This window comes from Methylopila sp. 73B (assembly GCF_000526315.1).
Classification (GTDB): Bacteria; Pseudomonadota; Alphaproteobacteria; order Rhizobiales; family Methylopilaceae; genus Methylopila.
On sequence record NZ_JAFV01000001.1, the window covers coordinates 1,706,050 to 1,730,597 of the forward strand.

A 24,548-nucleotide genomic window follows, 5' to 3' on the forward strand; every position below is an offset into this window, starting at 1 on the left:
GGTCGTCGCCGAACGGGCTCCTCCTTCCCCTCCCCCTTGCGGGGAGGGGCACCAACGGGATCAGCTCATGCCTTCCGCGACGACCCTAACGCCCGCCCCGCGCCATGCGGACGGCCGCGTCCATGTCGCGGCGGCGGGCGGCGCGGCGGGCGAGAGCTTCGGCGTCGGAGCCCCAGAGCTCGACGTTCCAGTCCTCGTCCACATGCGCCGCCGCCCAGGCGTCGTCGACCGACAGCCGCCCGCGGTGAACGGCGAGGGCGATCAGGGCGGAGCCCGTGAGCGTGGTGACCACGCTGAGCCCCGCCAGCACGAAGACGTCCTCGCGCGGCACGGCGCGGTCCACGGCTTCGAGCGCCTCGTCGCTCTGCTCCACGTACATCACGCCCTCCGCCAGCACGAAGCGGGCGCCAAGCTCATCGCGGGCGAAGGCCAGCACCGGGTCCCAATGCGCGCTCTGCTTGGCCACGAGCCGATCGGGCGCGTCCGCGCGGTAGCACACGAGGTCGCTTCCGGCGTATTTGACGATCTCCGCGGCGACGGCCTCGCGTTCGCCGGCGACGCCGTCGATGGCGGCGTTGGCGAGCCGGGTGAGCGGCATGGTGGCGGGGTCGATCGTCTCGCCCTGCGCCGCCCATTCGGCGGCGACCTCTTCGGCGAGCGCGCGATCCGCGAAGGCGAGCGGCGAGCGGCCGGGCGTGCGCGTGGTCTTGCCGTCGAGCGCGATCGCCCAGAGCCCTTCGCGCTCGACTGCTTCCGCCGTCTTGTAGAACCGCTTCGGCAGAGCCGGGCGGCCGAAGGCGTCGGCGCCGGCGCTCATTCCGCGGCCTCCGGCGCACGAACCTCCGGCGGGCCGAAACCCAGCGCGGCGTCCAGTTCGTCGAAGCTCGAGATCACCCGCTCGGCGCCCGAGGCGAGCAGCCGATCCGCGGGGTGGTAGCCCCAGGCCACGCCGATCGCCCGCGCGCCCGCCGAGCGCGCCATCATCATGTCGAAGGTGGTGTCGCCGATCATGACCATGTCCTCGGCCGGCACGCCGGCCTCGGCCGCGGCCTGCAGGAGCATGGCCGGGTGCGGCTTCGACGGCGCGTCGTCCGCGCACTGGGTCGCCGAGAACAGGTCGCGCACCCCGAAGGTGTCGAGGAAGCGGTTGACCCCGCGGCGGGAATTGCCCGTGGCGATCCCAAGCAGCACGCCTTCGCGCGCGGCCAGGGCCTTCAGGATGTCGAGCGCGCCGTCGTAGAGCGGGTCGGCCTCCGGAGCGGCCTTCCGCCGGGCGTTGAAGCTCTGCTTGAAGGCGAGGCCGATGGCGTCGATGGGATGGTCCGGCCGTTCGAGGCTGATCGCCTCCACCGCCTCGCGCACCGAGAGCCCGACGACCGCCAGCACCCGCTCGCGCGACGGCGGCTCGAGACCGTTGAGCTGGTAGGCCTCGGCCATGGACGCGACGATGGCGTGCTGGCTGTCGAGCAGCGTGCCGTCCACGTCGAATACGACGAGCATGAGCGAACTCCCGTGATCGACGTGGACTAAGACGCGCGCGCGGGCCGCGCAAGAGCGCCCCTCCCTGCCGCGACCCTGCGCGCTATCTCGCGTCCACGATTTCAGGGGATCCGAATGACCGAAACTCAGCCGACCGACCCTGCGCAGGAGCGCGACGCCAAGCTTGTCGGGCGGCTGCCGCTGGCGTTCCACGACGACGACCCGAACGCCGAGAAGGCGCTGCACGAGGACATTTCGGCGATCGTCGCCATGGGCGACGGCGAAAGCCTGTGGGTCGGCGTTGACGAGGGCGCGTCGCTCGAGCGGCTGGTCGCCCGGCGCGATCCCGACGGCGTGGTCATCGGCTACGGCGGGCACGTGCGCTTCGACCTTCACGATTTCTTCGACTTCCCCTCCGGCGAAAGCGAGGAGGCGGACGTCGAGGGCCTGTCGATCGCGGACGGCTATCTCTGGGTCGTCGGGTCCCACAGCCTCAAGCGCAAGAAGCCGAAGCACGGCGATCATCCCAACGAGGCGCTGGAGCAGCTGACGAAGGTCCAGCGCGAGGCGAACCGCTTCCTGATCGGGCGCATTCCGATCGCCGCGGGCGACCGGCCGGGCGCGCCAACGCTGACGGCCAAGGCGGCTGCGCTCGACGGCGGCAAGCGCAAGCGCCGCTCGGGCGCGCTGCCGATGGGGCGCACGCACAGCCCGCTCTCGAAGCTGCTCGCGAAGGACGTGCACCTCGGACCCTTCCTCTCGATCCCGTCGAAGGACAACGGTTTCGACGTCGAGGGCCTCGCGGTGCTGGGCGAGCGGGTGTTCCTGGGCCTCCGCGGCCCCGTGCTGCGGGGCTGGGCGATCGTGCTCGAGCTGCGGATCGTCGCGACCCGCAAGGGACGGCTGAAGCTGAAGCCCGTCGACGACGACGCCGCGCTCTACCGCAAGCACTTCCTCGACCTTGACGGCCTCGGCGTGCGGTCGCTGCTGGTGCAGGGGAACGACATGCTGCTGCTGACGGGGCCGACGATGGACCTCGACGGCCCGGTGCGGCTGCACCGCTGGCGGAACGCGCTGCTCGCCCACGACAGCTCGGTCATCCCGCGGGAGGAGGTCGCGCCGATCCTCGACCTGCCGTTCGGCGAGGGCGTGGACCACGCCGAGGGCGCGACGATCTTCGCCCTCAGGCCGGGCGCGAAGCCGACGCTGGTCGTCGCCTACGACAGCCCCTCCCCCGCCCGCGTGCTGCCGAGCGGCCAGGGCGCGCTGGCGGACGTGTTCGAGCTGCCGGACATGGCCTGAGCCGAAGCGAACCTACGCGAAGCGGCGCAGACGCGCCGAAGCGCCAGCGTATGCGCCCGCAGAGCCGAAGGCGGTCGGGGGCGACGCGACGGTGTGGCGCGCCAAGTCACAAGAACCAAGAGAGCGGCCGCGGATAATAACAGCGCGCAACCCATGGATGCGGGACGTCGCGATCGACTAAACCACACCCTTCTGAGATGAAAATAATCCGCCTTGTGTCGTTGTTCGGTCGCTGATGAGACAAGCGACCAACGGATCGCAGTTTCAAGCCTCCCGTACGTCTTGAAATCCACCGTCGACTGCGTCATTTCACACATTGTCTATCGACAACATATGAGTTTTTCATAAGGAGACGATCGATGCTGCAAGACGATGGGTTGCCGCTCACGTCCTATGGCGCGGAGGGATATTACGGCTTCATGGGTCCCGACGCCGGGTATCCGGTCGCGACCGACTCCGGCGGGTTCGACTGGCAAGTCCTGGTCGAGGGGATCGACGCGACCGGACGGCAACAGGCCTTCGATCCGCTGCACGCCGAGGACATGATCCCCGGGATGGTTTCGTCGGTGATCTTCGCGATCGATCTGCCGGGCGCGTCCTATGAGGCGCCGACCGGCTCCTTCGATTTCGGCGGCGGCGGGGGCGGCGGAGCGGCCGGTTCAATGGGCGGCGGCGGCTCAGTCGGCATCGTGACGGTCGGCCCGATCGAGACGGTGTCCGTCGAGACGGAAGCCGAGTGAACGCATCGCTCGAGCGGTTTCGGGCCTCGTTGACGCAGTGAACCCCGCCGTCATTCCGGGCGAAGTCCCGAAACCCATAAGCCCGCAGGCGGAGACCACTCTCGCGGGCTTAAGGGCCCCGGGACAAGCGCGGGGCGACGGCGGAGCGTGAAACGCCGTCCGCGTTCATCTGACCCGAAACGGCTCCAGCCTTTTGCGAACGGCCGCCTTCGGGCGGCCGTTTTCGTGACGAGCTCAGTCTTCCGGCGCGTCGATGATCGGGTCGTACTCGCTGGCGTCGAAGCCGAGCAGGTTCCAGGACTGCTGCATGTGCGGGGGCAGCGGGGCCGAGACGTCCAGCATGTCGCCGCTCGGCAGCGGGATCACCAGCCGGCGGGCGAGCAGGTGCAGCCGGTTCTGGATGCCGCCCGGCAGCTCCCAGTTCTCGATGTTGAAGTACTTCGGGTCGCCGACGATCGGGTGCCCGATGTGGGCGCAGTGCGCGCGGAGCTGGTGCGTGCGGCCGGTGACCGGCTTCAGCGACAGCCAGGCCATCTTCTGCCCGACCTGGTCGACGACGGCGTAGTAGGTCAGCGCGTGGCTCGCGCCCGCGTCGCCGTGCGAGGCGACCTGCATGCGCTCGCCCTCGGGGCCGTCGCCCTCGCCCTTGGCGAGGTAGGTCGAGATGCGGCCCTGCTTCACCCGCGGCACGCCGGGCGCGAGCGCCCAGTAGACCTTGCGGGCGGCGCGGGAGCGGAAGGTGCGCGCGAGCTCGGAGGCGGCAAGCCGGGTCTTCGCCGTCACCAGCACGCCGGCCGTGTCCTTGTCGATACGGTGGACGAGGCGCGGCTTCTGGCCGGAGCGGTCGGTGAGCGCCGCCAGCATGCCGTCGACATGCCGCACGGTGCCGGAGCCGCCCTGGACGGCGAGGCCGAACGGCTTGTTCAACACCAGCACCTCCCGGTCCTCGTAGAGCGTGATCGACCGCAGGAACTCGGCGTCCTTGTCGCTTGCGCTCGGCTTGCGGACGGCGGGCGCGGCCACGCCCTCCTCGTCCTCGGCGCCTTCGCTCTCGTCCTTCAGCGGCGGCACCCGTACTACCATGCCGGCGGAGAGCCGCGTCGCCGTCTTGGCGCGGGCGCCGTCGACCCGGATCTGGCCGGTCCGGCAGAGCTTCTGCAGATGGCCGAAGGCGAGCGCCGGAAAGCGCTCCTTGAACCAGCGGTCGAGCCTCAGGCCCTCCTCCGCGTCGCGCACCGGGATCGCCTGCACGCCCGCGGCCTTGCCCGGCAGCGCCGGCAGGACCCGGGAGGCGAGCTCGACGCTCTTCTCGACCAACGTCCTATGCGCGGCGGGCTTCGCCGCGGCCTTGGGCGCCGGCTTGCCCGCGGACGCGGATCCCGGCTTGCGGAAGGCCGCGCTCGCGGCGCTGCGCTGGGCCGCGCGGGTCGGCTTGCCGTCGGGCCGCTTTCCCGGCGCCGCGGGTCGGCGGGAGCCTGAGGTGGATTTCGGCCCCCGGGGGGTGCGTTGCGCCATGGGATCAGCTTTCAGTGTCGGATTAACCGGAATGGAAACCCCGGGTTAACCCAGCGTTGCGCTTGGATTAACCCAGCGCGCGCCCGAGCGCGAGGCCCCCGACGAGGGCGGCGATCGAAACGACGACCGACACGACGACGTAGACCGCCGCCGCCGTCCCCTCGCCGCGCTCCCAGAGCGACACCGCGTCGAGCGAAAAGGCCGAGAAGGTGGTGAACCCGCCGAGCACGCCGGTCATCAGAAACAACCTCGCCTCGCTTGACCCGCCGCGCAGCGTCAGCAGCGCCGCGAGCAGCCCCATCACGAACCCGCCGACGACGTTGACCGTCAGCGTCCCCCAGGGAAAGCCGGGACCGAAAGCCTTGACAGACCAGAGATTTACGCCGTAGCGCGCAAGGGAGCCGAGGGCGCCGCCGAGGGCGACGAGGAGGGCCGGGATCATGGTTTGGTCCGGGTTAACGGATGGCGAGCGGCGTGGAAGACGCCGAGGATATCGACGTAGTCCTGTCTCACGCGATAGACGACGATATAAGGCAGACGAGGAACCACGAGCTCGTAAGAGCCTCGCCGACGGCCGCGCCGCGCGCTTCTTGGGAACGCCTCAAGCCTTGAGACGACCTGCCCAATACGGCCGAGGACAAGGCCGGCCGCGATTGGATCATCTTGAGCGATGTGGTCGCCGATCGCCCGAAGATGATCGCGAGCGCGCTCAGTGTAGCGGACAATCACCGCCGGTAGCGCGCGAAGAACGTCTCCATCTCTTCTCGGGAGACATAGGGCCCATCTTCGGCGAGCGCCTGATCCACCTCCGCAAGTTGCTGTTCGGTCAACTGAAGATCGCCGGAAAGCTCGGCGTCTGCCGCGTCGATCAGCATGCGCGCGATCTCGTTCTGCCGATCCTCGGGCAGATCGGCGAGGCGCCTAACGGCATCGGCCATCAATCTGGTCAGGGGCTTTTCGGCGATCTTTCCCGGTTCGACGCCCATTTTCCTGATCCTGCTGGCATGGGAACCCGATGATCCTAGCACATCGGCCGTTCTCGGCGCCTCACCCCCGCTCCGCCCTCAGCTTCGCCCAGTAGTCCAGCCGCTTCCTGAGCTCGCGCTCGAAGCCGCGGTCCGGCGGGTCGTAGAAGGCGCGGCGGCCCATGGCCTCGGGGAAGTAGTCCTGCCCCGAGAAGGCGTCTGGCGCGTCGTGGTCGTAGGCGTAGCCGGAGCCGTAGCCCTCGGATTTCATCAGCTTCGTCGGCGCGTTCAGGATGTGCTTCGGCGGAACCAGCGACCCGTGCTCCTTCGCCGCCGCCCGCGCCCGCTTGTAGGCGACATAGACTGCGTTCGACTTTGGCGCGGTCGCGAGATGCACCACGCATTCAGCCAGCGCCAGCTCCCCCTCCGGCGTGCCGAGCTGCTCGTAGGCGTCGCGGGCTGCGATCGCGATGACGAGCGCCTGGGGGTCGGCGAGGCCGATGTCCTCGGAGGCCATGCGGATCAGCCGGCGGGCGAGGTAGAGCGGGTCTTCGCCGGCGTCGAGCATGCGTGCAAGCCAGTAAAGCGCCGCGTCCGCATCCGACCCGCGAACCGATTTGTGCAGCGCGGAGATGAGGTTGTAATGGCCGTCAGAGGACTTGTCGTAGATCGGCGCCCGGCGCTGGACGACGTCCTGCACGCGCATCGCGTCGAAGATCTCGCCCGGACGGGCCGCGCGCCAGATCTCCTCCGCCAGCGTCAGCGAGGCGCGGCCGTCGCCGTCCGCCATCCGGATCAGCGCCGCGCGGGCCTCGTCGTCGAGCGGCAGCGGGCGTTCCTCGATCGCCTCCGCCCGCGCGAGCAACCCCTCGATCGCAACTGAATCGAGCGACTTGAACACCAGCACCCGCGCCCGCGACAGCAGCGCGGCGTTGAGCGCGAAGGAGGGATTCTCGGTGGTCGCTCCGACGAGCGTGACCGTCCCGTCCTCCATCACGGGAAGGAAGCTGTCCTGCTGCGCCTTGTTGAAGCGGTGGATCTCGTCGACGAAGAGCAGCGTGCCCTGCCCCATCGCGCGCCGCCCGCGCGCGGCGTCGAACACCTTCTTGAGGTCCGCGACGCCGGTGAAGATCGCCGAGATCGGCTCGAAGGCGAGGTTGGTGGCGTTGGCGAGCAGCCGGCCGACGGTGGTCTTGCCCGTGCCCGGGGGCCCCCAGAAGATCAGGCTGCCGAGCGACCCCGCAGCCACCAGACGGCCGAGCGCGCCGTCGGGGCCGAGGAGATGATCCTGCCCGATGACCTCCTCAAGCGCCTGCGGCCGCAGACGGTCCGCCAGCGGCCGCGGAGCCTCGCGCTCGAGACCCGCCGCCTCGAACAGGTTCGCCACGCCCATCAGCCTCCGAAAACGCTCGTGAAGGTGCGTCCGCCGCGCTCGATCGTCACCTTCCAGTATCTTGGGTTGGTGACGGCGATCCGCGCGAGCTCCGCCGAGGACGCGATCTTCTGGTCGTTCACCTCGCGCACAAGATCGCCTTTCTGGAAGCCGAGCTGCTGCGCCGCCGAGCCGTCGGCTGCATCCGTCACCACGACGCCGCGCATGCCGTCATCGAGCGACATCTCCTCGGTGAGCGCCGGCGACAGGTTCGCCACCGTCGCGCCCGCGAAGGGCGAATAGCCCCGGATCAGCCTCGGGTCGCGCGCCGGCGTCTCGGGCGCCGCCGCGAGCGCGATCTTCACCTTGCGCTCCTTCGAACCGCGCGAGAGCGTGACCTCCGCCTCCCCGCCGAGAGGCCGGGTCGCGAAGCGGTAGGAGAAGGCCTCGACGTCGTCGATCGGACGACCGTCGAGCGCGGTGATCACGTCGCCGCTCTGGACGCCCGCGTTCGCCGCCGGCGAGCCACCGGACACGTTAGCTACGAGCGCGCCGACAGGTCGCTTGAAACCGAGGCTGTCGGCGATCTCCGGGGTGATCGCCTGCAACGACGCGCCGAACCAGGGCCGCGCCACCGCCTTTGCGCCCGAGCGCGCCGAAGAGAGAACGACGCGCACCATGTTGGACGGAATGGCGAAGCCGATGCCGACCGAGCCGCCCGACTGGGAGAAGATCGCCGTGTTGATGCCGATCAGCGCGCCGTCCATGTCGACCAGCGCGCCGCCGGAGTTGCCGGGGTTGATGGCGGCGTCGGTCTGGATGAAGGACTGATAGGCGCCGTCGCCCACCTGGCTGCGCGCCAGCGCCGAGACGATGCCCGAGGTGACCGTCTGGCCGACGCCGAAGGGGTTGCCGACCGCAAGCGTCAGGTCGCCCACCTGCAGCGCGTCGGAGTCGGCGAGGGTGAGCGTCGGGAAGGTTTCGGAGCCGTCGCCGATCTTCAGCACGACCAGGTCAGTCCGCTGATCCTTCAACAGGATCTTGGCTTCGAACTCGCGCTTGTCGGACAGCGCGACCCGCACCTCCGTCATGCCTTCGACCACATGGTTGTTGGTGACCACGAGACCGTCCGCGCCGACGATGACGCCGGAGCCCAGCGACCGGGCCACCCGCTCCCGCGGCACCCCGCGGCCGCCGCCGAAGAACTGGCGGAAGAACGGATCGTCCGACAGCGCGCTGCGCCGCTGCTCGGTGCGCGAGGCGTAGATGTTCACCACCGCCGGCGTCACATGCCCGACCACCGGCGCGTAGGAGAGCTTGATCTCCGCACGGTTCTCCGGCGCGCGCCTGTCCTGCGCCTCCGCAGGCGCAAGGCAGGCGGCGAGCAGGGCGGGAACGAGGAGCAGGCGCGTCAGCGGCATGGGGGGCTCGAGCGGTCGTTGCGGGACGGAGCCTGACATAGTGCTCTTCGCCCGAAGGCGGAAGTTCGGCTGCGGCTTCAACCCGATTGCTGAAACCGCGAACGCAAAGAGGGCGACCGTCGCCGGCCGCCCTCTTCAGGTCTCTCAATCGCGCTCGGCCGATCAGGCCGCGGCGCTCTCCGCCTCGGCGCGGGCCCGGTCGGACTTGCCCTTGGCGTCCACGTCGCGGTCGACGAACTCGATCACGGCGACCGGCGCATTGTCGCCGTGCCGGAAGCCGGCCTTCAGGATGCGCAGGTAGCCGCCGTTGCGCGCGCTGTAGCGCGGGCCGATCGTCTCGAACAGCTTGCGCACCGTCGGGATGTGACGGAGCTCGGCGATCGCCTGGCGACGGGCGTGCAGGTCGCCCCGCTTGGCGAGCGTCACCAGCTTCTCGACGACCGGACGCAGGTCCTTCGCCTTGGGCAGGGTGGTGACGATCTGCTCGTGCTCGATCAGCGACAGCGCAAGGTTGGCGAACATCGCCTTGCGGTGGCTCTGCAGCCGGTTGAAGCGGCGACCCCGCTTGCCGTGCATGGACATGACTTCTTCTCCTTCAGGCCCGCGCCTCTAGAGGCTGACGAGGCCGAACCCTCAGTAGTGTTCTTCGAAACGCTTGGCGAGCTCGTCGATGTTGTCCGGCGGCCAGCCGCCGACTTCCATGCCGAGATGGAGACCCATCTGCGCCAGCACTTCCTTGATCTCGTTCAACGACTTGCGGCCGAAGTTCGGGGTCCGGAGCATCTCGGCCTCGGTCTTCTGGATCAGGTCGCCGATGTAGACGATGTTGTCGTTCTTCAGGCAGTTCGCCGAACGGACCGACAGCTCCAGCTCGTCGACCTTCTTGAGCAGCGCCGGGTTGAAGGCGAGCTCCGGGATCGCGGACTGGACGCTTTCCTTCTTCGGCTCCTCGAAGTTGACGAACACCTCGAGCTGGTCCTGGAGGATGCGGGCGGCGTAGGCCACCGCGTCGTCCGGCGAGATCGAGCCGTTGGTCTCGACGGTCAGCGTCAGCTTGTCGTAGTCGAGGATCTGGCCTTCGCGCGTATTCTCGACGCGGTAGGAGACCTTCTTCACGGGCGAGTACAGGCTGTCGACCGGGATCAGGCCGATCGGCGCATCCTCAGGGCGGTTGCGGTCCGCGGGGACGTAGCCCTTGCCGGTGTCGACGGTGAACTCCATGCGGATCTCGGCGCCCTCGTCGAGGGTGCAGAGCGCCAGCTCCGGGTTCAGGATCTGGACGTCGCCGACGACCTGGATGTCGCCCGCCACGACCTGACCGGGGCCCTGCTTGCGCAGGACCATGCGCTTCGGACCCTCGCCCTGCATCTTGATAGCGATGTCCTTGATGTTCAGGACGATGTCCGTCACGTCCTCACGGACGCCCGGGATCGACGAGAACTCGTGGAGAACGCCGTCGATGTGCACCGAGGTCACCGCCGCGCCCTGGAGCGACGACAGCAGGATGCGGCGCAGCGCGTTGCCGAGCGTGAGGCCGAACCCACGCTCGAGCGGCTCCGCGACCATCGTCGCAGAGCGCTTGCCGTCGCCCCCGGGGGCGACCTCAAGCTTGTTCGGCTTGATCAGGTCTTGCCAATTCTTCTGGATCACGACTGCACCCTTCGTCAGTCAAACGCGGAGATCCGCTACTCTCCGCGTCGGCCGGCCCCGATGGGCCACGCCTCGAAACGAACATGCGCCCCGCGGAACGGGGCGCAGGCGACGACAAGCGCGTCAGACGCGACGACGCTTCCGCGGCCGGCAACCGTTGTGCGGGATCGGCGTCACGTCGCGGATCGACGTCACCATGAAGCCGGCGGCCTGGAGCGCGCGGAGAGCCGACTCGCGCCCGGAACCCGGACCCGACACTTCGACTTCGAGCGTGCGCATGCCGTGCTCGGCGGCCTTCTTCGCCGCGTCCTCGGCCGCGACCTGCGCGGCGTAGGGGGTCGACTTGCGCGAGCCCTTGAAGCCCTGCGCGCCGGCGGACGACCAGGACACAGTGTTGCCCTGCGCGTCGGTGATCGTGATCATCGTGTTGTTGAACGTCGCGTTCACGTGGGCGACGCCCGACGCGATGTTCTTGCGCTCGCGGCGGCGAATGCGCTGGGCTTCCTTGGCCATGTGGCTCTCTGTCCTTCAAGCGCGCCCGTCGTTCCAGGCGCTCGGGAGATATTCATCATCCCGGAACGAGACCCGGGATCGTGCGTCAAACGTCCTCTCGCGAGAACGATCCCGGACGCTGCGCGCCCGGGATCCACGCGGCGAAACCGCCGCGCGAAAATTACTTCTTCTTGCCGGCGATCGGCTTCGCCTTGCCCTTGCGGGTGCGGGCGTTGGTGTGCGTGCGCTGGCCGTGAACCGGCAGGCCGCGACGATGCCGCAGGCCGCGGTAGCAGCCGAGATCCATCAGACGCTTGATGTTCATCGCGACTTCGCGGCGCAGGTCGCCTTCCACGATGTAGTCGCGGTCGATGGTCTCGCGAATCTGGATGACTTCGGCGTCGGTCAGCTGATTGACGCGACGCTCGGCCGGAATGGCGACCTTCTCGCAGATCTCGGTCGCCTTCTGGGAGCCGATTCCGTGAATGTACTGAAGCGCGATGATCACGCGCTTGTTCGTCGGGATGTTGACGCCGGCAATACGTGCCACGTGTACTCTCCATGTGTCCGGCGATGACGCCAGTGATGAGCGCGCGTCCGGTGGAGGCCGGCCCATGCGCGCGAACGACCGCAGGACGAAACGACGAGGCCTGAAAGCCTCGCGCCCTCTCCTGCTATCGGTGAGGGGTTGCGCGTAGCGCCTTGCGGCGCTCGCGTCAAGTTCTTTCCAAAAGATAACCGGCCTTACGACGCCGTGGCCCGCGCGTCGGCGAGCAGACCGTCGATCTCTCGCGTTACGGTCCCGATCGGCGCCATGCCGTCCACGGACGCGTAAACGCCACGCTGCTTGTAGAAAGGCTTCAGCTGCGCGGTCACGTTCCGATAGTCCGCGATGCGCTTCCGCACGACGTCGGGCGCGTCGTCGCTGCGGGTCGGCTTGCCGGCGGCCGCGGCCTCGCGGGCGCGGCGCTCGACGCGCTCCAGAAGCGCTTCCTCGTCGACCGACAGCTCGATGACCTGGTTCAGCTTCAGGCCCTTGGCCTCGAGCATGGCCTCGAGCGCTTCGGCCTGCTTCAGCGTGCGGGGAAAGCCATCCAGGATGAAACCGTTCCGCGCGTCCGGCTCGTCGATGCGGTCCGCCACGATCTGCACCACGACCTCGTCCGGCACCAGCTCGCCGCGGGCCATCAGGTCCTTGGCCTTGAGTCCGACCGGCGTGCCGGCGGCGACGGCCGCGCGCAGCATGTCGCCCGTGGAAAGCTGCACGATGCTGTGCGCTTCGACCAGACGCTCGGACTGCGTACCTTTGCCGGCGCCGGGGGGGCCGAGCAGAATCAGTCTCATCGACGCTTTCCTTTGAGCCTGGCCTTCTTGATGAGGCCCTCGTATTGCGCAGCGTACAGGTGACCCTGCACCTGCGCCACCGTGTCCATGGTGACCGAAACCACGATCAAGAGCGAGGTGCCGCCGAAGTAGAACGGCACTGCCGCGTATGAGATCAGGATCTCCGGGATCAGGCAAACCGCGGCGATGTAGGCTGCGCCGACGACGGTGATGCGCGTCAGCACATAGTCGATGTACTCAGCCGTACGCTCGCCCGGACGGATGCCGGGAATGAAACCGCCGTACTTCTTGAGATTGTCGGCGGTCTCGTTCGGATTGAACACGATCGCGGTGTAGAAAAAGCAGAAGAAGACGATCAGCCCGACGTACATGACCATGTAGAGCGGCCGGCCATGGGCCAGATAAGTCGTCATGGTCGTGAGCCAGCCCGACCCGCCGCTGGCGGCCGCGAAGTTCGCGATCGTCGTCGGCAGCAGCAGCAGCGACGAGGCGAAGATCGGCGGGATTACGCCGGCGGTGTTGAGCTTCAGCGGGAGATGCGAGCTTTCGCCGCCGGTCATCCGGTTCTGCGACACCTGCCGCTTCGGATACTGGATCAGCAGCCGCCGCTGGGCGCGCTCCATGTAGACGATCAGCGCGATGACGGCGATCGCCATGACCACGACGCCGAGGATCAGCGCGGTCGAGATCGCGCCCTGGCGGCTGAGCTCGAGCGTGCCCGCGATCGCCGCCGGGAGCTCCGCCACGATGCCGGCGAAGATGATCAGCGAGATGCCGTTGCCGATGCCGCGGGCGGTAATCTGTTCGCCCAGCCACATCAGGAACATCGTGCCGCCGGTCAGGGTGATGACAGTGGAGATGCGGAAGAACAGGCCGGGGTCCACGACGACGTTCGCCTGGCCCTCGAGCCCGACGGAGATGCCGTAGGCCTGGACGGTCGCAAGCAGCACGGTGCCGTAGCGCGTGTACTGGTTGATGATCTTGCGGCCCGCCTCGCCCTCCTTCTTGAGGGCTTCGAGGTGCGGCGAGACCGAAGTCATCAGCTGCACGATGATGGAGGCCGAGATGTAGGGCATGATGGCGAGCGCGAAGATCGCCATGCGCCCGACGGCGCCGCCCGAGAACATGTTGAACAGGCCGATGATGCCCGTCGACTGCTGACGGAACACTTCGGCGAGCGCCGCGGGGTTGATGCCCGGCAGCGGGATGTAGGTGCCGAGGCGATAGATCAAAAGCGCGCCAAGCGTGAACCAGATGCGCTTTTTAAGCTCGCCCGCCTTCGAGAAAGCGGAGAAGTTCAGGTTCGCAGCAAGCTGCTCTGCCGCCGACGCCATCGATCGCCTCGTCTTTCCGATACGCTTCGCGGGACCGGGCCCCTCGACGACGACGCCCCCCGGAGACCGGGAGGCGTTCGAAAGGTCGGTCCGCCGTCAGATGGGGACGTCAGGCGGCGTCCGCATCCTTCGCGGGCGCAAGCAGCGTCACCTTGCCGCCGAGCTTCTCGATCACGTCCGCGACCGACTTGGACACGGCGTAGACCTCGAGGTCGAGCTTCGTCTTCAGTTCGCCGCGGCCGAGCACCTTCACGCCGTCCTTCTTCTTGGACAGCACGCCGGCCTCGATCAGGGCCACCTCGGTCACGGGCTTGCCCGCGTCGAGCTTGCCCGCGTCGAGCGCCTGCTGAAGGCGCGCGAGGTTGACCTCGTTGAGGTCGGTCGCGAACAGATTGGTGAAGCCGCGCTTGGGCAGACGCCGGTAGAGCGGCATCTGACCGCCCTCGAACGCCTTGATGCGAACGCCGGTGCGGGACTTCTGTCCCTTCACGCCGCGGCCGCCGGTCTTGCCCTTGCCGGAGCCGATGCCGCGACCAACGCGCATACGGTCCTTGGTGGCGCCCGGGTTGTCCCGGAGATCAGTCAGTTTCATCACGTCTCTCCAGCGCTCAGCGGGCGTCGTCTTCGACGCGCACGAGGTGAGCGACCTTCGCGATCATTCCGCGCACGGCCGGGGTGTCGGCGAGTTCGCGGCGCTTGCCGATGCGGCCGAGGCCGAGGCCGACGAGGGTCGCATGCTGGTCCGCGGGACGGCGGGTCGAGGAACCGGTCTGGACGACCACGACCTGACCGCCCTTCGCGGCTTTCGCCGCGCGGCCCTTCTTGTTTTCAGTGACGGCCATGATCAGCCTCCTTCAACGAACGGGTGATCAGCCTTCGGCCACGGCGTCGGCGTCGACGTCGCGACGACGAGACTGCAGCGTCGAGACCTTCAGGCCGCGACGGGCGGCGACGGAGCGCGGGCTGTCCTCGTTCTTCAGCGCGTCGAACGTAGCCCGCACCATGTTGTACGGGTTCGACGAGCCGAGCGACTTGGCGACGACGTCGTGGACGCCGAGCGTCTCGAAGACAGCGCGCATCGGACCGCCGGCGATGATGCCCGTGCCCGCCGGAGCGGCGCGCAGGACCACGCGGCCGGCGCCGTGGCGACCGTCGACGTCGTGATGCAGCGTACGGCCTTCGCGCAGCGGCACACGGATGAGGCCGCGTTTGGCGCTCTCGGTGGCCTTGCGGATCGCCTCAGGCACCTCGCGGGCCTTACCGTGACCGAAGCCGACGCGGCCCTTCTGGTCGCCGACGACGACGAGCGCGGCGAAGCCGAACCGGCGTCCGCCCTTCACGACCTTCGCGACGCGGTTGATGTGGACCAGCTTGTCGACGAACTCGCTGTCGCGCTCTTCGCGGTCGTTCCGGCGGTTGTCTCTGGGCTCACGAGCCATGTCTTATCCTCTCGCCTCGAGCGGGCTTCAGAAGTTGAGCCCGCCCTCACGGGCGGCCTCGGCCAGGGCCTTGACCCGGCCGTGATAGATGTAGGAGCCGCGGTCGAACACCACGTCCTTCACGCCGACGGCGGCGGCGCGCTCCGCCACCAGCTTCCCGACCGCAGTCGCGGCCGCGGTGTCGGCGCCGGTCTTGTCGCCGCGCAGCGTCTTGTCCAGGGTCGACGCGGCCGCGAGGGTCACGCCCTTCGCGTCGTCGATGACCTGAGCATAGATGTGCTTCGAGGAGCGGAACACCGACAGACGGGGACGCCCGTTGGCGGCCGTAAGAAGGCTCCGGCGCACGCGCGCCTTCCGGCGCGCTTCAGTCGCGAGATTTTTCGCCATGGTTCCGGGCCCTTACTTCTTCTTGCCTTCCTTGCGGAAGATGAATTCGCCCGCGTACTTGACGCCCTTGCCCTTGTAGGGCTCAGGACCGCGGAACTCGCGGATCTCGGCCGCCACCTGGCCGACGCGCTGCTTGTCGATGCCGGAGATCAGGATCTCCGTCGGCTTCGCGCACTTGATGTCGATCCCCGCGGGGATCGGGTACTTGATGTCGTGGCTGTAGCCGAGAGCGAGGACCAGGTCCTTGCCCTGAACGGCGGCGCGATAGCCGACGCCGCTGATCTCGAGCTTCTTCTCGAAGCCCTTGGTGACGCCCTCGACGAGGTTCGACACCATGGTGCGCGACATGCCCCACTTGGAGCGCGCGCCCTTGGTCTCATCGCGTGGCTGGACGGTGACCTTACCGTCCTTGAACTCCACCACGACCTCGTCATGGACCCGGAAGGCGAGCTCGCCCTTCGGACCCTTTACTTTGACATCCTGCCCGTCCACGGCCGCGGTCACGCCCGACGGCACGTCGACCGGCTTCTTGCCGATGCGCGACATAACGCTCTCCTAATCCTGCGGGAAACCCTTCGCCAGCGTCAGAAGACGCGGCAAAGGATCTCCCCGCCCACGTTGTTGTCGCGGGCGTCGTGATCCGCCATCACGCCCTTCGGCGTGGAGAGGATCGAGATGCCGAGGCCATTGGCCACGCGCGGAAGATTCTTGACCGAGGCGTACACCCGGCGGCCCGGCTTCGACACCCGCTGGATTTCGCGGATGACCGGCGCGCCGTCGTAGTACTTCAGCTCGATCTCGAATTCCGTACGGCCGTTGGCCATCTCGGTCTGGGTGTAGCCGCGGATGTAGCCTTCCGCCTGCAGCACGTCCAGCACATGCTGGCGCAGGCGCGAGCCGGGCGTCGAGCACGAGGTCTTGTTCCGCATGTGCGCGTTGCGGATTCGCGTCAGCATATCGCCGAGGGGATCAATCATTGACATGGATCCCTCCTCACCAGCTCGACTTCAGGAGACCCGGAACCAGGCCCTTCGAGCCCAGATCGCGGATCGCGATGCGCGAGATGCCCAGCTTGCGGTAGTACGCACGCGGACGACCCGTCACTTCGCAGCGGTTCCGGACGCGGGTCTTGGACCCGTTCCGCGGAAGCTCGGCGAGCTTGAGGCGCGCGGCGAAGCGCTCCTCGAGGTCCAGGCTCTCATCCTTGGCGATCGCCTTCAGCTCCGCTCGCTTCGCAGCGAAACGGTCGACGAGCTGACGACGCCGGTTGTTCTTCTCGATCGCGCTTTTCTTAGCCATGCGATCCTCCCGTCACTGCCTGAAGGGGAAGTTGAAGGCGCGCAGCAGGGCGCGCGCCTCGTCGTCAGACTTCGCCGTCGTGCAGACGATGACGTCCATGCCCCACACCTGATCGATCTTGTCGTACTCGATCTCGGGGAACACGATGTGCTCCTTGATGCCCATGGCGAAGTTGCCACGGCCGTCGAAGCTCTTCGGGTTCAGGCCGCGGAAGTCGCGAACGCGCGGAAGCGCGATCGTGACCAGGCGATCCATGAACTCGTACATGCGGGCCCGGCGCAGCGTGACCTTCGCGCCGACCGACTGGCCTTCGCGCAGCTTGAAGGTCGCGATCGAGGTGCGGGCCTTCGTCACGACCGGCTTCTGGCCGGCGATCTTGGTCAGCTCGCCGACCGCGTTCGTCACCTTCTTGGAGTCGGCGACGCCTTCGCCGATGCCCATGTTGATGACGATCTTGTCGATCGACGGAACCTCGAACGGGTTCTTGTACCCGAACTCCTCGATCAGCTTCGGCCGAACGACGTCGGCGTAAAGCGTCTTGAGGCGCGGTTCGTAAGCGGTCTCAGCCATCGATCTGATCTCCCGAACGCGTCGCGACGCGAACCTTGCGGCCGTCGTCCAGGACCTTGAAGCTGACGCGCGTCGCCTTGCCGTCCTTCGGGTCGGCGAGCGCGATGTTGGACAGGTGGATGGCGGCCTCCTTGGAGATGATCCCGCCTTCCGTCGTCTGGGTCTGGCGCGTATGGCGCTTCACTACGTTGACGCCGCGCACCAGGGCGCGCTCGTCCTTGGGGAGCACCTGCAGCACTTCGCCGGTCTTGCCCTTGTCCCGGCCTGCGAGAACGACGACCTTGTCGCCCTTCTTGATCTTCGCGGCCATCACAGCACCTCCGGCGCGAGCGAAATGATCTTCATGTGGTTCTTGGCGCGGAGCTCGCGCGGAACCGGTCCGAAGATGCGGGTGCCGACGGGCTCTTTCTGGTTGTTGATCAGAACGGCCGCATTGCGGTCGAAGCGGATCACGGAACCGTCGATGCGACGCACGGCCTTGGCGGTCCGAACGACGACCGCCTTCATGACGTCGCCCTTCTTCACGCGGCCCCGCGGAATCGCCTCCTTGACCGACACCACGATGATGTCGCCCACGCCGGCGTACCGACGGCCTGCGCCGCCGAGAACCTTGATGCACATCACTCGCTTGGCGCCGGAATTGTCGGCGACGTCGAGGTTGCTCTGCATCTGAATCATGGCCTTAAGCCTTTCTCATTCGCCCGGACCGGTATCCCCGAAGTTCGGTGGGGACCTCGCCCGGCGGGCCTTGGATTTCAGATGATCGTCACTCGGTCGGGGCCGGCGCCGAAGCGTCCGCATCGACCGACGCGTCCGGTCGGACGACCCAGCGCTTCAGCTTCGAAATCGGCCGGCTCTCCTCGATCCACACGAGGTCGCCGACCTTGAACAGGCCCTGCTCGTCGTGGGCGTGGTAGTGCTTCGACCGCCGCACCGTCTTCTTCAGAAGCGGGTGCGTGAACCGACGCTCCACCTTGACCACGACGGTCTTGGCGTTCTTGTCGGAAATGACCGTCCCGAGAAGGACTCTCTTCGGCATGATGTCCTCCTCAGGCCTTTGTTTCCGCCTCCGCACGCTTCGCCGAAGCGACAGTGCGGATGCGGGCGATATCACGGCGCACCTGGCGCACGCGAGCGGTATTCTCGAGCTGGCCCGTGGCGCGCTGGAAACGGAGGTTGAATTGCTCCTTTTTCAGCTTCACGAGCTCGTCGTCGAGCTGGTCGACCGACAGGGTCTTAAGGTCTTGAGCCTTCGCCATGACGTCCTCCCTCACTCGGCGATGCGTTGAACGAAGCGCGTGCGAATCGGCAGCTTCGCAGCCGCCAGAGCAAGCGCTTCCTTGGCGATCTCGACGGACACGCCGTCGATCTCGAACATGATGCGGCCGGGCTTGACCTTGGCCGCCCAGTAGTCCGTCGCGCCCTTGCCCTTGCCCATGCGGACTTCGGTCGGCTTCGACGTGACCGGAACGTCGGGATACACGCGGATCCAGACGCGGCCGGCGCGCTTCATGTGACGGGTCAGCGCGCGACGGGCGGCTTCGATCTGGCGCGCGGTGATGCGCTCCGGCTCGAGCGCCTTCAGACCAAACGCGCCGAAGTCGAGGTTGAATCCGCCCTTCGCAGCGCCGCTGATGCGACCCTTGAACTGCTTGCGGAACTTGGTCTTCTTCGGTTGCAGCATGACTTAGACTCCGAGGCTCCCGATCACGCCGCGTCGCGGCGGTTCGGACGGCCACCGCCGCCGCCGCCAGCCGACTCTTCGGACAGACGACGATCCTGGGCCATGGGATCGTGCTCCATGACCTCGCCCTTGAAGATCCACACCTTCACGCCGCAGGTGCCCATCGCGGTCTTCGCGGTGGCGACGCCGTAGTCGACGTCGGCGCGCAGCGTGTGAAGCGGCACGCGACCTTCGCGGTACCACTCGGTGCGGGCGATCTCAGCGCCGCCGAGACGGCCGGCGCAGTTGATGCGGATGCCTTCCGCGCCGAGGCGCATCGCGGACTGAACCGCGCGCTTCATGGCGCGACGGAACGCGACGCGGCGCTCGAGCTGCTGCGAGATCGACTCGGCGACCAGCGTCGCGTCGACTTCGGGCTTCCGCACTTCGACGATGTTGATGTGCACCTCGGACGAGGTCATCGAGCCGACCTTCTTGCGAAGCTTCTCGATGTCCGCGCCCTTCTTGCCGATCACGATGCCCGGGCGGGCGGAATAGATCGACACGCGGCACTTCTTGTGGGGGCGCTCGATGACGATCTTCGAAACGGCCGCCTGCTTCAGATCCTTCAGCAGGGCGTCGCGGATCTTGATGTCCTCGTGCAGCAGCTTGCCGTACTCGCCCTTGCTGGCGAACCAGCGCGAGTCCCACGTACGGTTGATGCCGAGCCGAAGCCCGATCGGGTTGACCTTATGACCCATCGTCTTCTCCTCAGGCCTTCGCCGCGTCGCGCTCGACCTGACGAACGACGATCGTCAGGTGCGAGAACGGCTTCTGGATGGTGCCGACGCGGCCACGGGCGCGGGGGCTGAAGCGCTTCATGACGATCGACTTGCCGACGAACGCCTGGGAGACGACGAGATCGTCCACGTCGAGGTCGTGGTTGTTCTCGGCGTTGGCGATCGCGCTCTCGAGCGTCTTCTTCACCTGTCCCGCGATCCGCTTGCGGGAAAAGGTCAGGTCGGCCAGAGCCGTCTCGACCTTCTTGCCGCGGATCAGCTGCGCGACGAGGTTCAGCTTCTGCGGCGAGATGCGAACCATCCGCAGCACAGCTTTCGCCTCGTTCTCGGGAAGCGCGCGCTCGCGTGCCTGCTTGCCCATGACCTTACTTCCTCTTCGACTTCTTGTCCGCCGCGTGACCGTAGAAGGTACGGGTCGGGGCGAACTCGCCGAACTTGTGGCCGATCATCTCTTCCGAGATCGCGACCGGGATGTGCTTCTGGCCGTTGTAGACCCCAAAGGTGAGGCCCACGAACTGCGGCAGGATCGTGGAGCGACGGCTCCAGATCTTGATGACCTCGTTACGGGTCGACGACCGGGCGTTTTCCGCCTTGCGCAGCAGATAGCCGTCGACGAACGGGCCCTTCCAAACTGAACGCGCCATTTGTCCGCTCTCCGCTTACTTCTTCTTACGGGCGTGGCGGCTCGACACGATGAACTTGTCGGTCGCCTTGTTCGAACGGGTCCGCTTGCCCTTGGTCGGCTTGCCCCACGGGGTAACCGGGTGACGGCCGCCCGAGGTGCGGCCTTCGCCGCCGCCGTGCGGATGGTCGACCGGGTTCATGGTCACGCCGCGGTTGTGCGGCTTGCGACCGAGCCACCGCGAACGACCGGCCTTGCCCAGGCTGATGTTCGAATGATCCGGGTTCGACACCGCGCCGACGGTCGCAAAGCAGTGACCGTGAACGAGGCGCTGCTCGCCCGAGTTCAGGCGCAGCGTCACGTAGCCCTGGTCGCGGCCCACGATCTGGGCGTAGGTGCCCGCCGAGCGCGCGATCTGGCCCCCGCGGCCGATCTTGATCTCGACGTTGTGGACGATCGTCCCGACCGGCGCGACGCCGAGCGGCATCGCGTTGCCGGGCTTCACGTCGACTTGCGCGCCGGCCACCACCTGGTCGCCGACAGCGAGACGCTGGGGCGCGAGGATGTAGCTCAGCTCGCCGTCCTGGTAGCGGATCAGCGCGATGAACGCCGAGCGGTTCGGATCGTACTCGATCCGCTCCACCGTCGCCGGCACGTCCAGCTTGCGACGCTTGAAGTCGATCAGCCGGTAGGTGCGCTTGTGGCCGCCGCCGCGGAAGCGGACGGTGATGCGGCCGTAATTGTTGCGGCCGCCGGAGGACGAAAGGCCCTCGGTCAGCTGCTTCACCGGCTTGCCCTTGTACAGGGCGGACCGGTCCACGATCACGAGCTGGCGAAGGCTCGGCGTGATCGGATTGTAATGCTTGAGCGCCATCTGTTCGGCTCCCTATCCCGCGCCTCAGAGGCCGGTCGTGACGTCGATCGAGTGGCCCTCGGCGAGGGTCACGATCGCGCGCTTGACGTCGCCCTGACGGCCGAGACGGCCGCGGAAACGCTTTTCCTTGCCCTTGCGGACAAGCGTGTTGACGCTCAGGACCTTCACGTCGAACAGCTTCTCGACGGCGGCCTTGATCTGCGGCTTGGTGGCGGTGTCCGCGACGCGGAAGACCACCTTGTTCAGCTCGGACGCGATCGTCGCCTTTTCGGTGATGATCGGCGACCGGATGACGTCGTAATGGCGCACATCGGTCATTTGAAGCGCGCCTCCAGCGCATCGATCGCAGCCTTCGTCAGCACGAGCGTCTCGCGGCGAAGGATGTCGTAGACGTTGATGCCCTGGACCGGCAGCACGTCCACGTACGGCACGCTGCGGGCGGCGAGCTTGACGTTGGCCTCCACCTCGGCGCCGTCGACGATCAGAGCGTTGGCGAAGCCGAGCTTCTCCATCTGCTCCTTGAACGCCTTGGTCTTGGCTTCGCCCAGCGAGAACGCGTCGACGACGACGATCTGCTGATCCTTGGCCTTGGCCGAGAGCGCGAGCTTCAGACCGAGGGCGCGCACCTTCTTCGGCAGGTCATGCGCATGGGAGCGCACCACCGGACCGAAGGCGCGGCCGCCGCCACGAAACTGCGGCGCGGACGCCGCAGCGTGACGGGCGCGACCCGTGCCCTTCTGCTTGTACATCTTCTTGCCGGTCCGGGCGATTTCGGACCGACCGAGCGTCTGGTGGGTGCCGGCCTGGCGCTTGGCGAGCTGCCAGCGCACGACGCGGTGCAGGATGTCCGCGCGCGGCTCGAGACCGAAGATCTCGTCCGAGAGCGTGATCTTCTCGCCCGCGGCGCCGTCGGCGGTGGTGATTGCGATATCGACCATCACGCGTTCTCCGTCTCGGCCGAAGCGGTCTCGACCGGGGCCTCGGCCTTCGCCGCGCCGCGTTCGCGGAACGCGCCAGGCAGCGGAAGCCCGTCAGGCAGCTTCGTCTTCACCGCGTCGCGGACCAGGATCCAGCCGCCCTTGGCGCCCGGAACCGCTCCCTCGACCAGGATCAGACCGCGCTCGACGTCCGTCGACACGATCTTGAGGTTCTGAGTGGTCACCCGCTCGTCGCCCATGTGACCGGCCATCTTCTTGTTCTTGAAGACCTTGCCGGGATCCTGACGGCCGCCGGTCGAACCGTGCGAACGGTGCGACACGGACACGCCGTGGGTGGCGCGAAGACCGCCGAAGTTGTGGCGCTTCATGGCGCCGGCGAAACCCTTGCCGATCGAGGTGCCGGTCACGTCGACCCGCTGCCCGACCAGGAAGTGGTCGACCGTGATCTCGGCCCCGACGGGGATCACCGCGTCCGGGGTCACCCGGAACTCGACGATCTTCCGCTTCGGCTCGACTTCGGCCTTCGCGAAGTGGCCGCGCTCGGCGCGCGTCACGTTCTTGGGCTTACGAGCGCCAGCGCCAAGCTGCATGGCGACGTAGCCGTTGCCCTCGAGGGTGCGATGCGCCACGACCTGGCACTGCTCGACCTTGAGGACCGTGACCGGAACATGCTCGCCGGCATCCGTGAAGATGCGGGTCATGCCCAGTTTCTGTGCGATTACTCCGGACCGCATGAGAGTCGTCCTTCCCTTGCGCCGATCAGAGCTTGATCTCGACGTCGACGCCGGCGGCCAGGTCGAGCTTCATCAGCGCGTCCACGGTCTGCGGCGTCGGGTCGACGATGTCGAGGAGACGCTTGTGCGTCCGGATCTCGAACTGCTCGCGGCTCTTCTTGTCGACGTGCGGCGAGCGGTTCACGGTGAACTTCTCGATGCGGGTCGGCAGGGGGATCGGACCGCGAACCTGCGCGCCCGTCCGCTTGGCCGTCGACACGATTTCTCGAGTCGACGAGTCCAGGATGCGGTGGTCGAACGCCTTGAGGCGGATCCGGATGTTCTGACCGTTCATTTTACTCGGTCTCCACGAGGTAGGGCGGCGCCCTTGAAATCAGGGCGCGCCCGCCCCGGCAGTTTCTCTGAAAGAGTTCAGATCACTCGATGATGGAAGCGACGACGCCTGCGCCGACGGTGCGTCCGCCTTCGCGGATGGCGAAGCGCAGCTTCTCCTCCATCGCGATCGGCACGATCAGGTGCACCTCCATCGCGATGTTGTCGCCCGGCATCACCATCTCGGTGCCCTCGGGGAGGTGCACCACGCCTGTCACGTCCGTCGTCCGGAAGTAGAACTGCGGACGGTAGTTCGTGAAGAACGGCGTGTGACGACCGCCCTCCTCCTTGGTGAGGATGTAAGCCTCAGCCTTGAACTTCGTGTGCGGCTTCACAGAGCCCGGCTTGCACAGGACCTGCCCGCGCTCCACGTCCTCGCGCTTCGTGCCGCGCAGCAGCGCCCCGATGTTGTCGCCCGCCTGGCCCTGGTCCAGAAGCTTGCGGAACATCTCGACGCCCGTCACCGTCGTCTTCACCGTCGCCTTGATGCCGACGATCTCGACTTCCTCGCCGACCTTCACGATCCCGCGCTCAACGCGGCCGGTCACAACCGTGCCGCGCCCCGAGATCGAGAACACGTCCTCGACCGGCATCAGGAACGGCTGGTCGATCGGCCGCTCCGGCTGCGGGATGTAGGCGTCCACCGCCTTCATCAGCTCGAGCACAGCGTCATGGCCGAGCTTCGGGTCGCCGCCCTGCAGCGCAACGACCGCCGAGCCCTTGATGATCGGAATGTCGTCGCCCGGGAAGTCGTACTTCGACAGAAGCTCGCGCACCTCGAGCTCGACCAGCTCCAGAAGCTCCTCGTCGTCCACCAGGTCGCACTTGTTCAGGAACACCACCAGCGCCGGAACGCCGACCTGGCGCGCCAGCAGGATGTGCTCGCGGGTCTGCGGCATCGGGCCGTCCGCCGCTGAAACCACCAGGATCGCGCCGTCCATCTGCGCCGCGCCCGTGATCATGTTCTTCACGTAGTCGGCGTGGCCGGGGCAGTCGACGTGCGCGTAATGCCGGTTCGCCGTCTCGTACTCCACGTGCGCCGTCGAGATCGTGATGCCGCGCGCCTTCTCTTCCGGCGCCTTGTCGATCTGGTCGTACGCCGTAAACGTCGCGCCGCCCGTCTCAGCAAGAACCTTCGTGATCGCCGCCGTCAGAGACGTCTTGCCATGGTCAACATGACCAATCGTCCCAATGTTGCAATGCGGCTTCGTCCGCGCGAACTTTTCCTTGGCCATG

The 24,548-nt window shown here is 67.4% G+C and carries 38 protein-coding genes; 2 read left to right on the forward strand and 36 right to left on the reverse strand.

Translation table 11 applies throughout. The features are described 5' to 3' along the window. Positions 1-85: 85 nt before the first annotated feature. Positions 86-817 (reverse strand): ATP12 family protein, encoded by a 732-nt coding sequence (locus K244_RS0108115; RefSeq protein ID WP_020185757.1) that lies wholly within the window; start codon positions 815-817, stop codon positions 86-88. Continuing rightward, complete coding sequence (locus tag K244_RS0108120; RefSeq protein WP_020185758.1) at positions 814-1,500, reverse strand: HAD-IA family hydrolase; 687 nt, start codon at positions 1,498-1,500, stop codon at positions 814-816. The genes K244_RS0108115 and K244_RS0108120 overlap by 4 nt, the downstream gene beginning before the upstream one ends. A 114-nt stretch (positions 1,501-1,614) precedes the next feature. Between K244_RS0108120 and K244_RS0108125 the strand changes: the two genes are divergently transcribed. Beyond that, positions 1,615-2,781: a DUF3616 domain-containing protein gene (locus K244_RS0108125; protein WP_020185759.1), complete on the forward strand. Its 1,167-nt coding sequence runs from the start codon at positions 1,615-1,617 to the stop codon at positions 2,779-2,781. 359 nt (positions 2,782-3,140) lie between these two features. Beyond that, positions 3,141-3,521, forward strand: coding sequence for a hypothetical protein (locus K244_RS0108130; RefSeq protein ID WP_020185760.1), 381 nt, complete (start codon positions 3,141-3,143; stop codon positions 3,519-3,521). 234 nt (positions 3,522-3,755) lie between these two features. On the opposite strand, the gene K244_RS21640 is transcribed toward K244_RS0108130, so the two are convergent. From K244_RS21640 to tuf, 34 genes are all read right to left on the reverse strand, one after another. Continuing rightward, positions 3,756-5,036: an RluA family pseudouridine synthase gene (locus K244_RS21640; protein WP_020185761.1), complete on the reverse strand. Its 1,281-nt coding sequence runs from the start codon at positions 5,034-5,036 to the stop codon at positions 3,756-3,758. A gap of 67 nt (positions 5,037-5,103) precedes the next feature. Beyond that, positions 5,104-5,478 (reverse strand): fluoride efflux transporter CrcB, encoded by a 375-nt coding sequence (gene crcB / locus K244_RS0108140; RefSeq protein ID WP_020185762.1) that lies wholly within the window; start codon positions 5,476-5,478, stop codon positions 5,104-5,106. Continuing rightward, complete coding sequence (locus K244_RS0108145) at positions 5,475-5,765, reverse strand: type II toxin-antitoxin system RelE/ParE family toxin (protein ID WP_081761449.1); 291 nt, start codon at positions 5,763-5,765, stop codon at positions 5,475-5,477. The genes crcB and K244_RS0108145 overlap by 4 nt, the downstream gene beginning before the upstream one ends. Next, a complete protein-coding gene (locus K244_RS0108150) occupies positions 5,762-6,022 on the reverse strand; it encodes a hypothetical protein (protein ID WP_020185764.1) in 261 nt (86 codons plus the stop codon). The genes K244_RS0108145 and K244_RS0108150 overlap by 4 nt, the downstream gene beginning before the upstream one ends. A gap of 61 nt (positions 6,023-6,083) precedes the next feature. Next, on the reverse strand, positions 6,084-7,388 hold the full coding sequence (locus K244_RS0108155) for a replication-associated recombination protein A (RefSeq protein ID WP_024816391.1): 1,305 nt from the start codon (positions 7,386-7,388) through the stop codon (positions 6,084-6,086). A gap of 5 nt (positions 7,389-7,393) precedes the next feature. Further along, the gene (locus tag K244_RS0108160; protein ID WP_020185766.1) at positions 7,394-8,794 is read right to left on the reverse strand and encodes a DegQ family serine endoprotease; all 1,401 of its coding nucleotides are present in this window, start codon (positions 8,792-8,794) and stop codon (positions 7,394-7,396) included. Between the two features lie 162 nt (positions 8,795-8,956). Then, positions 8,957-9,370, reverse strand: a complete 414-nt coding sequence (gene rplQ / locus K244_RS0108165) for a 50S ribosomal protein L17 (protein WP_036306421.1) — start codon at positions 9,368-9,370, stop codon at positions 8,957-8,959. Positions 9,371-9,427: 57 nt separating this feature from the next. After that, entirely contained in the window at positions 9,428-10,462 is a 1,035-nt protein-coding gene (locus K244_RS0108170) for a DNA-directed RNA polymerase subunit alpha (RefSeq protein ID WP_197027211.1), read from the reverse strand. A 105-nt stretch (positions 10,463-10,567) separates the two neighbouring features. Next, positions 10,568-10,957: a 30S ribosomal protein S11 gene (gene rpsK / locus K244_RS0108175; protein ID WP_020185769.1), complete on the reverse strand. Its 390-nt coding sequence runs from the start codon at positions 10,955-10,957 to the stop codon at positions 10,568-10,570. A 160-nt stretch (positions 10,958-11,117) separates the two neighbouring features. Then, the gene (gene rpsM, locus K244_RS0108180; protein WP_020185770.1) at positions 11,118-11,486 is read right to left on the reverse strand and encodes a 30S ribosomal protein S13; all 369 of its coding nucleotides are present in this window, start codon (positions 11,484-11,486) and stop codon (positions 11,118-11,120) included. 194 nt (positions 11,487-11,680) lie between these two features. Beyond that, entirely contained in the window at positions 11,681-12,280 is a 600-nt protein-coding gene (locus K244_RS0108185; protein WP_020185771.1) for an adenylate kinase, read from the reverse strand. Continuing rightward, a complete protein-coding gene (gene secY, locus K244_RS0108190) occupies positions 12,277-13,614 on the reverse strand; it encodes a preprotein translocase subunit SecY (protein WP_020185772.1) in 1,338 nt (445 codons plus the stop codon). Before secY ends, K244_RS0108185 begins: the two co-directional genes overlap by 4 nt. 109 nt (positions 13,615-13,723) lie before the next feature. Then, positions 13,724-14,206, reverse strand: a complete 483-nt coding sequence (gene rplO / locus K244_RS0108195; protein ID WP_020185773.1) for a 50S ribosomal protein L15 — start codon at positions 14,204-14,206, stop codon at positions 13,724-13,726. A gap of 16 nt (positions 14,207-14,222) precedes the next feature. After that, positions 14,223-14,456, reverse strand: coding sequence for a 50S ribosomal protein L30 (gene rpmD, locus K244_RS21645; RefSeq protein WP_020185774.1), 234 nt, complete (start codon positions 14,454-14,456; stop codon positions 14,223-14,225). A 27-nt stretch (positions 14,457-14,483) separates the two neighbouring features. Then, complete coding sequence (rpsE, locus tag K244_RS0108205) at positions 14,484-15,053, reverse strand: 30S ribosomal protein S5 (protein ID WP_020185775.1); 570 nt, start codon at positions 15,051-15,053, stop codon at positions 14,484-14,486. A 27-nt stretch (positions 15,054-15,080) separates the two neighbouring features. Beyond that, positions 15,081-15,440 (reverse strand): 50S ribosomal protein L18, encoded by a 360-nt coding sequence (gene rplR / locus K244_RS0108210; protein ID WP_020185776.1) that lies wholly within the window; start codon positions 15,438-15,440, stop codon positions 15,081-15,083. A gap of 12 nt (positions 15,441-15,452) precedes the next feature. Beyond that, positions 15,453-15,986, reverse strand: a complete 534-nt coding sequence (gene rplF / locus K244_RS0108215) for a 50S ribosomal protein L6 (RefSeq protein ID WP_020185777.1) — start codon at positions 15,984-15,986, stop codon at positions 15,453-15,455. A 38-nt stretch (positions 15,987-16,024) separates the two neighbouring features. Beyond that, positions 16,025-16,423, reverse strand: a complete 399-nt coding sequence (gene rpsH, locus K244_RS0108220) for a 30S ribosomal protein S8 (protein ID WP_024816392.1) — start codon at positions 16,421-16,423, stop codon at positions 16,025-16,027. Between the two features lie 10 nt (positions 16,424-16,433). Next, complete coding sequence (gene rpsN, locus K244_RS0108225) at positions 16,434-16,739, reverse strand: 30S ribosomal protein S14 (RefSeq protein WP_020185779.1); 306 nt, start codon at positions 16,737-16,739, stop codon at positions 16,434-16,436. A 12-nt stretch (positions 16,740-16,751) separates the two neighbouring features. Then, positions 16,752-17,309, reverse strand: a complete 558-nt coding sequence (rplE, locus tag K244_RS0108230) for a 50S ribosomal protein L5 (RefSeq protein ID WP_020185780.1) — start codon at positions 17,307-17,309, stop codon at positions 16,752-16,754. Next, the gene (rplX, locus tag K244_RS0108235; RefSeq protein ID WP_020185781.1) at positions 17,302-17,619 is read right to left on the reverse strand and encodes a 50S ribosomal protein L24; all 318 of its coding nucleotides are present in this window, start codon (positions 17,617-17,619) and stop codon (positions 17,302-17,304) included. Before rplX ends, rplE begins: the two co-directional genes overlap by 8 nt. Further along, entirely contained in the window at positions 17,619-17,987 is a 369-nt protein-coding gene (rplN, locus tag K244_RS0108240) for a 50S ribosomal protein L14 (protein WP_020185782.1), read from the reverse strand. The genes rplX and rplN overlap by 1 nt, the downstream gene beginning before the upstream one ends. A gap of 88 nt (positions 17,988-18,075) precedes the next feature. Next, a complete protein-coding gene (rpsQ, locus tag K244_RS0108245) occupies positions 18,076-18,348 on the reverse strand; it encodes a 30S ribosomal protein S17 (protein WP_020185783.1) in 273 nt (90 codons plus the stop codon). Between the two features lie 10 nt (positions 18,349-18,358). Beyond that, the gene (gene rpmC / locus K244_RS0108250; protein ID WP_020185784.1) at positions 18,359-18,568 is read right to left on the reverse strand and encodes a 50S ribosomal protein L29; all 210 of its coding nucleotides are present in this window, start codon (positions 18,566-18,568) and stop codon (positions 18,359-18,361) included. A gap of 11 nt (positions 18,569-18,579) precedes the next feature. Then, complete coding sequence (rplP, locus tag K244_RS0108255) at positions 18,580-18,993, reverse strand: 50S ribosomal protein L16 (protein WP_020185785.1); 414 nt, start codon at positions 18,991-18,993, stop codon at positions 18,580-18,582. A 23-nt stretch (positions 18,994-19,016) separates the two neighbouring features. Further along, positions 19,017-19,733 (reverse strand): 30S ribosomal protein S3, encoded by a 717-nt coding sequence (rpsC, locus tag K244_RS0108260; protein WP_020185786.1) that lies wholly within the window; start codon positions 19,731-19,733, stop codon positions 19,017-19,019. 10 nt (positions 19,734-19,743) lie between these two features. Continuing rightward, positions 19,744-20,133 carry a 50S ribosomal protein L22 gene (rplV, locus tag K244_RS0108265; protein ID WP_020185787.1) on the reverse strand — a complete coding sequence of 130 codons (390 nt, stop codon included), beginning with the start codon at positions 20,131-20,133 and terminating at the stop codon, positions 19,744-19,746. A 4-nt stretch (positions 20,134-20,137) separates the two neighbouring features. Then, complete coding sequence (rpsS, locus tag K244_RS0108270; protein WP_020185788.1) at positions 20,138-20,416, reverse strand: 30S ribosomal protein S19; 279 nt, start codon at positions 20,414-20,416, stop codon at positions 20,138-20,140. A 15-nt stretch (positions 20,417-20,431) separates the two neighbouring features. Further along, complete coding sequence (gene rplB / locus K244_RS0108275; protein WP_020185789.1) at positions 20,432-21,268, reverse strand: 50S ribosomal protein L2; 837 nt, start codon at positions 21,266-21,268, stop codon at positions 20,432-20,434. Positions 21,269-21,292: 24 nt separating this feature from the next. Further along, positions 21,293-21,586: a 50S ribosomal protein L23 gene (locus K244_RS0108280; RefSeq protein WP_020185790.1), complete on the reverse strand. Its 294-nt coding sequence runs from the start codon at positions 21,584-21,586 to the stop codon at positions 21,293-21,295. Continuing rightward, positions 21,583-22,206 carry a 50S ribosomal protein L4 gene (gene rplD, locus K244_RS0108285; RefSeq protein ID WP_020185791.1) on the reverse strand — a complete coding sequence of 208 codons (624 nt, stop codon included), beginning with the start codon at positions 22,204-22,206 and terminating at the stop codon, positions 21,583-21,585. Before rplD ends, K244_RS0108280 begins: the two co-directional genes overlap by 4 nt. Beyond that, positions 22,206-22,940, reverse strand: coding sequence for a 50S ribosomal protein L3 (gene rplC / locus K244_RS0108290; RefSeq protein ID WP_020185792.1), 735 nt, complete (start codon positions 22,938-22,940; stop codon positions 22,206-22,208). The genes rplD and rplC overlap by 1 nt, the downstream gene beginning before the upstream one ends. A gap of 25 nt (positions 22,941-22,965) precedes the next feature. Beyond that, the gene (gene rpsJ / locus K244_RS0108295; protein ID WP_020185793.1) at positions 22,966-23,274 is read right to left on the reverse strand and encodes a 30S ribosomal protein S10; all 309 of its coding nucleotides are present in this window, start codon (positions 23,272-23,274) and stop codon (positions 22,966-22,968) included. Between the two features lie 82 nt (positions 23,275-23,356). Then, positions 23,357-24,547, reverse strand: a complete 1,191-nt coding sequence (tuf, locus tag K244_RS0108300) for an elongation factor Tu (protein WP_020185794.1) — start codon at positions 24,545-24,547, stop codon at positions 23,357-23,359. Position 24,548 lies beyond the last annotated feature (1 nt).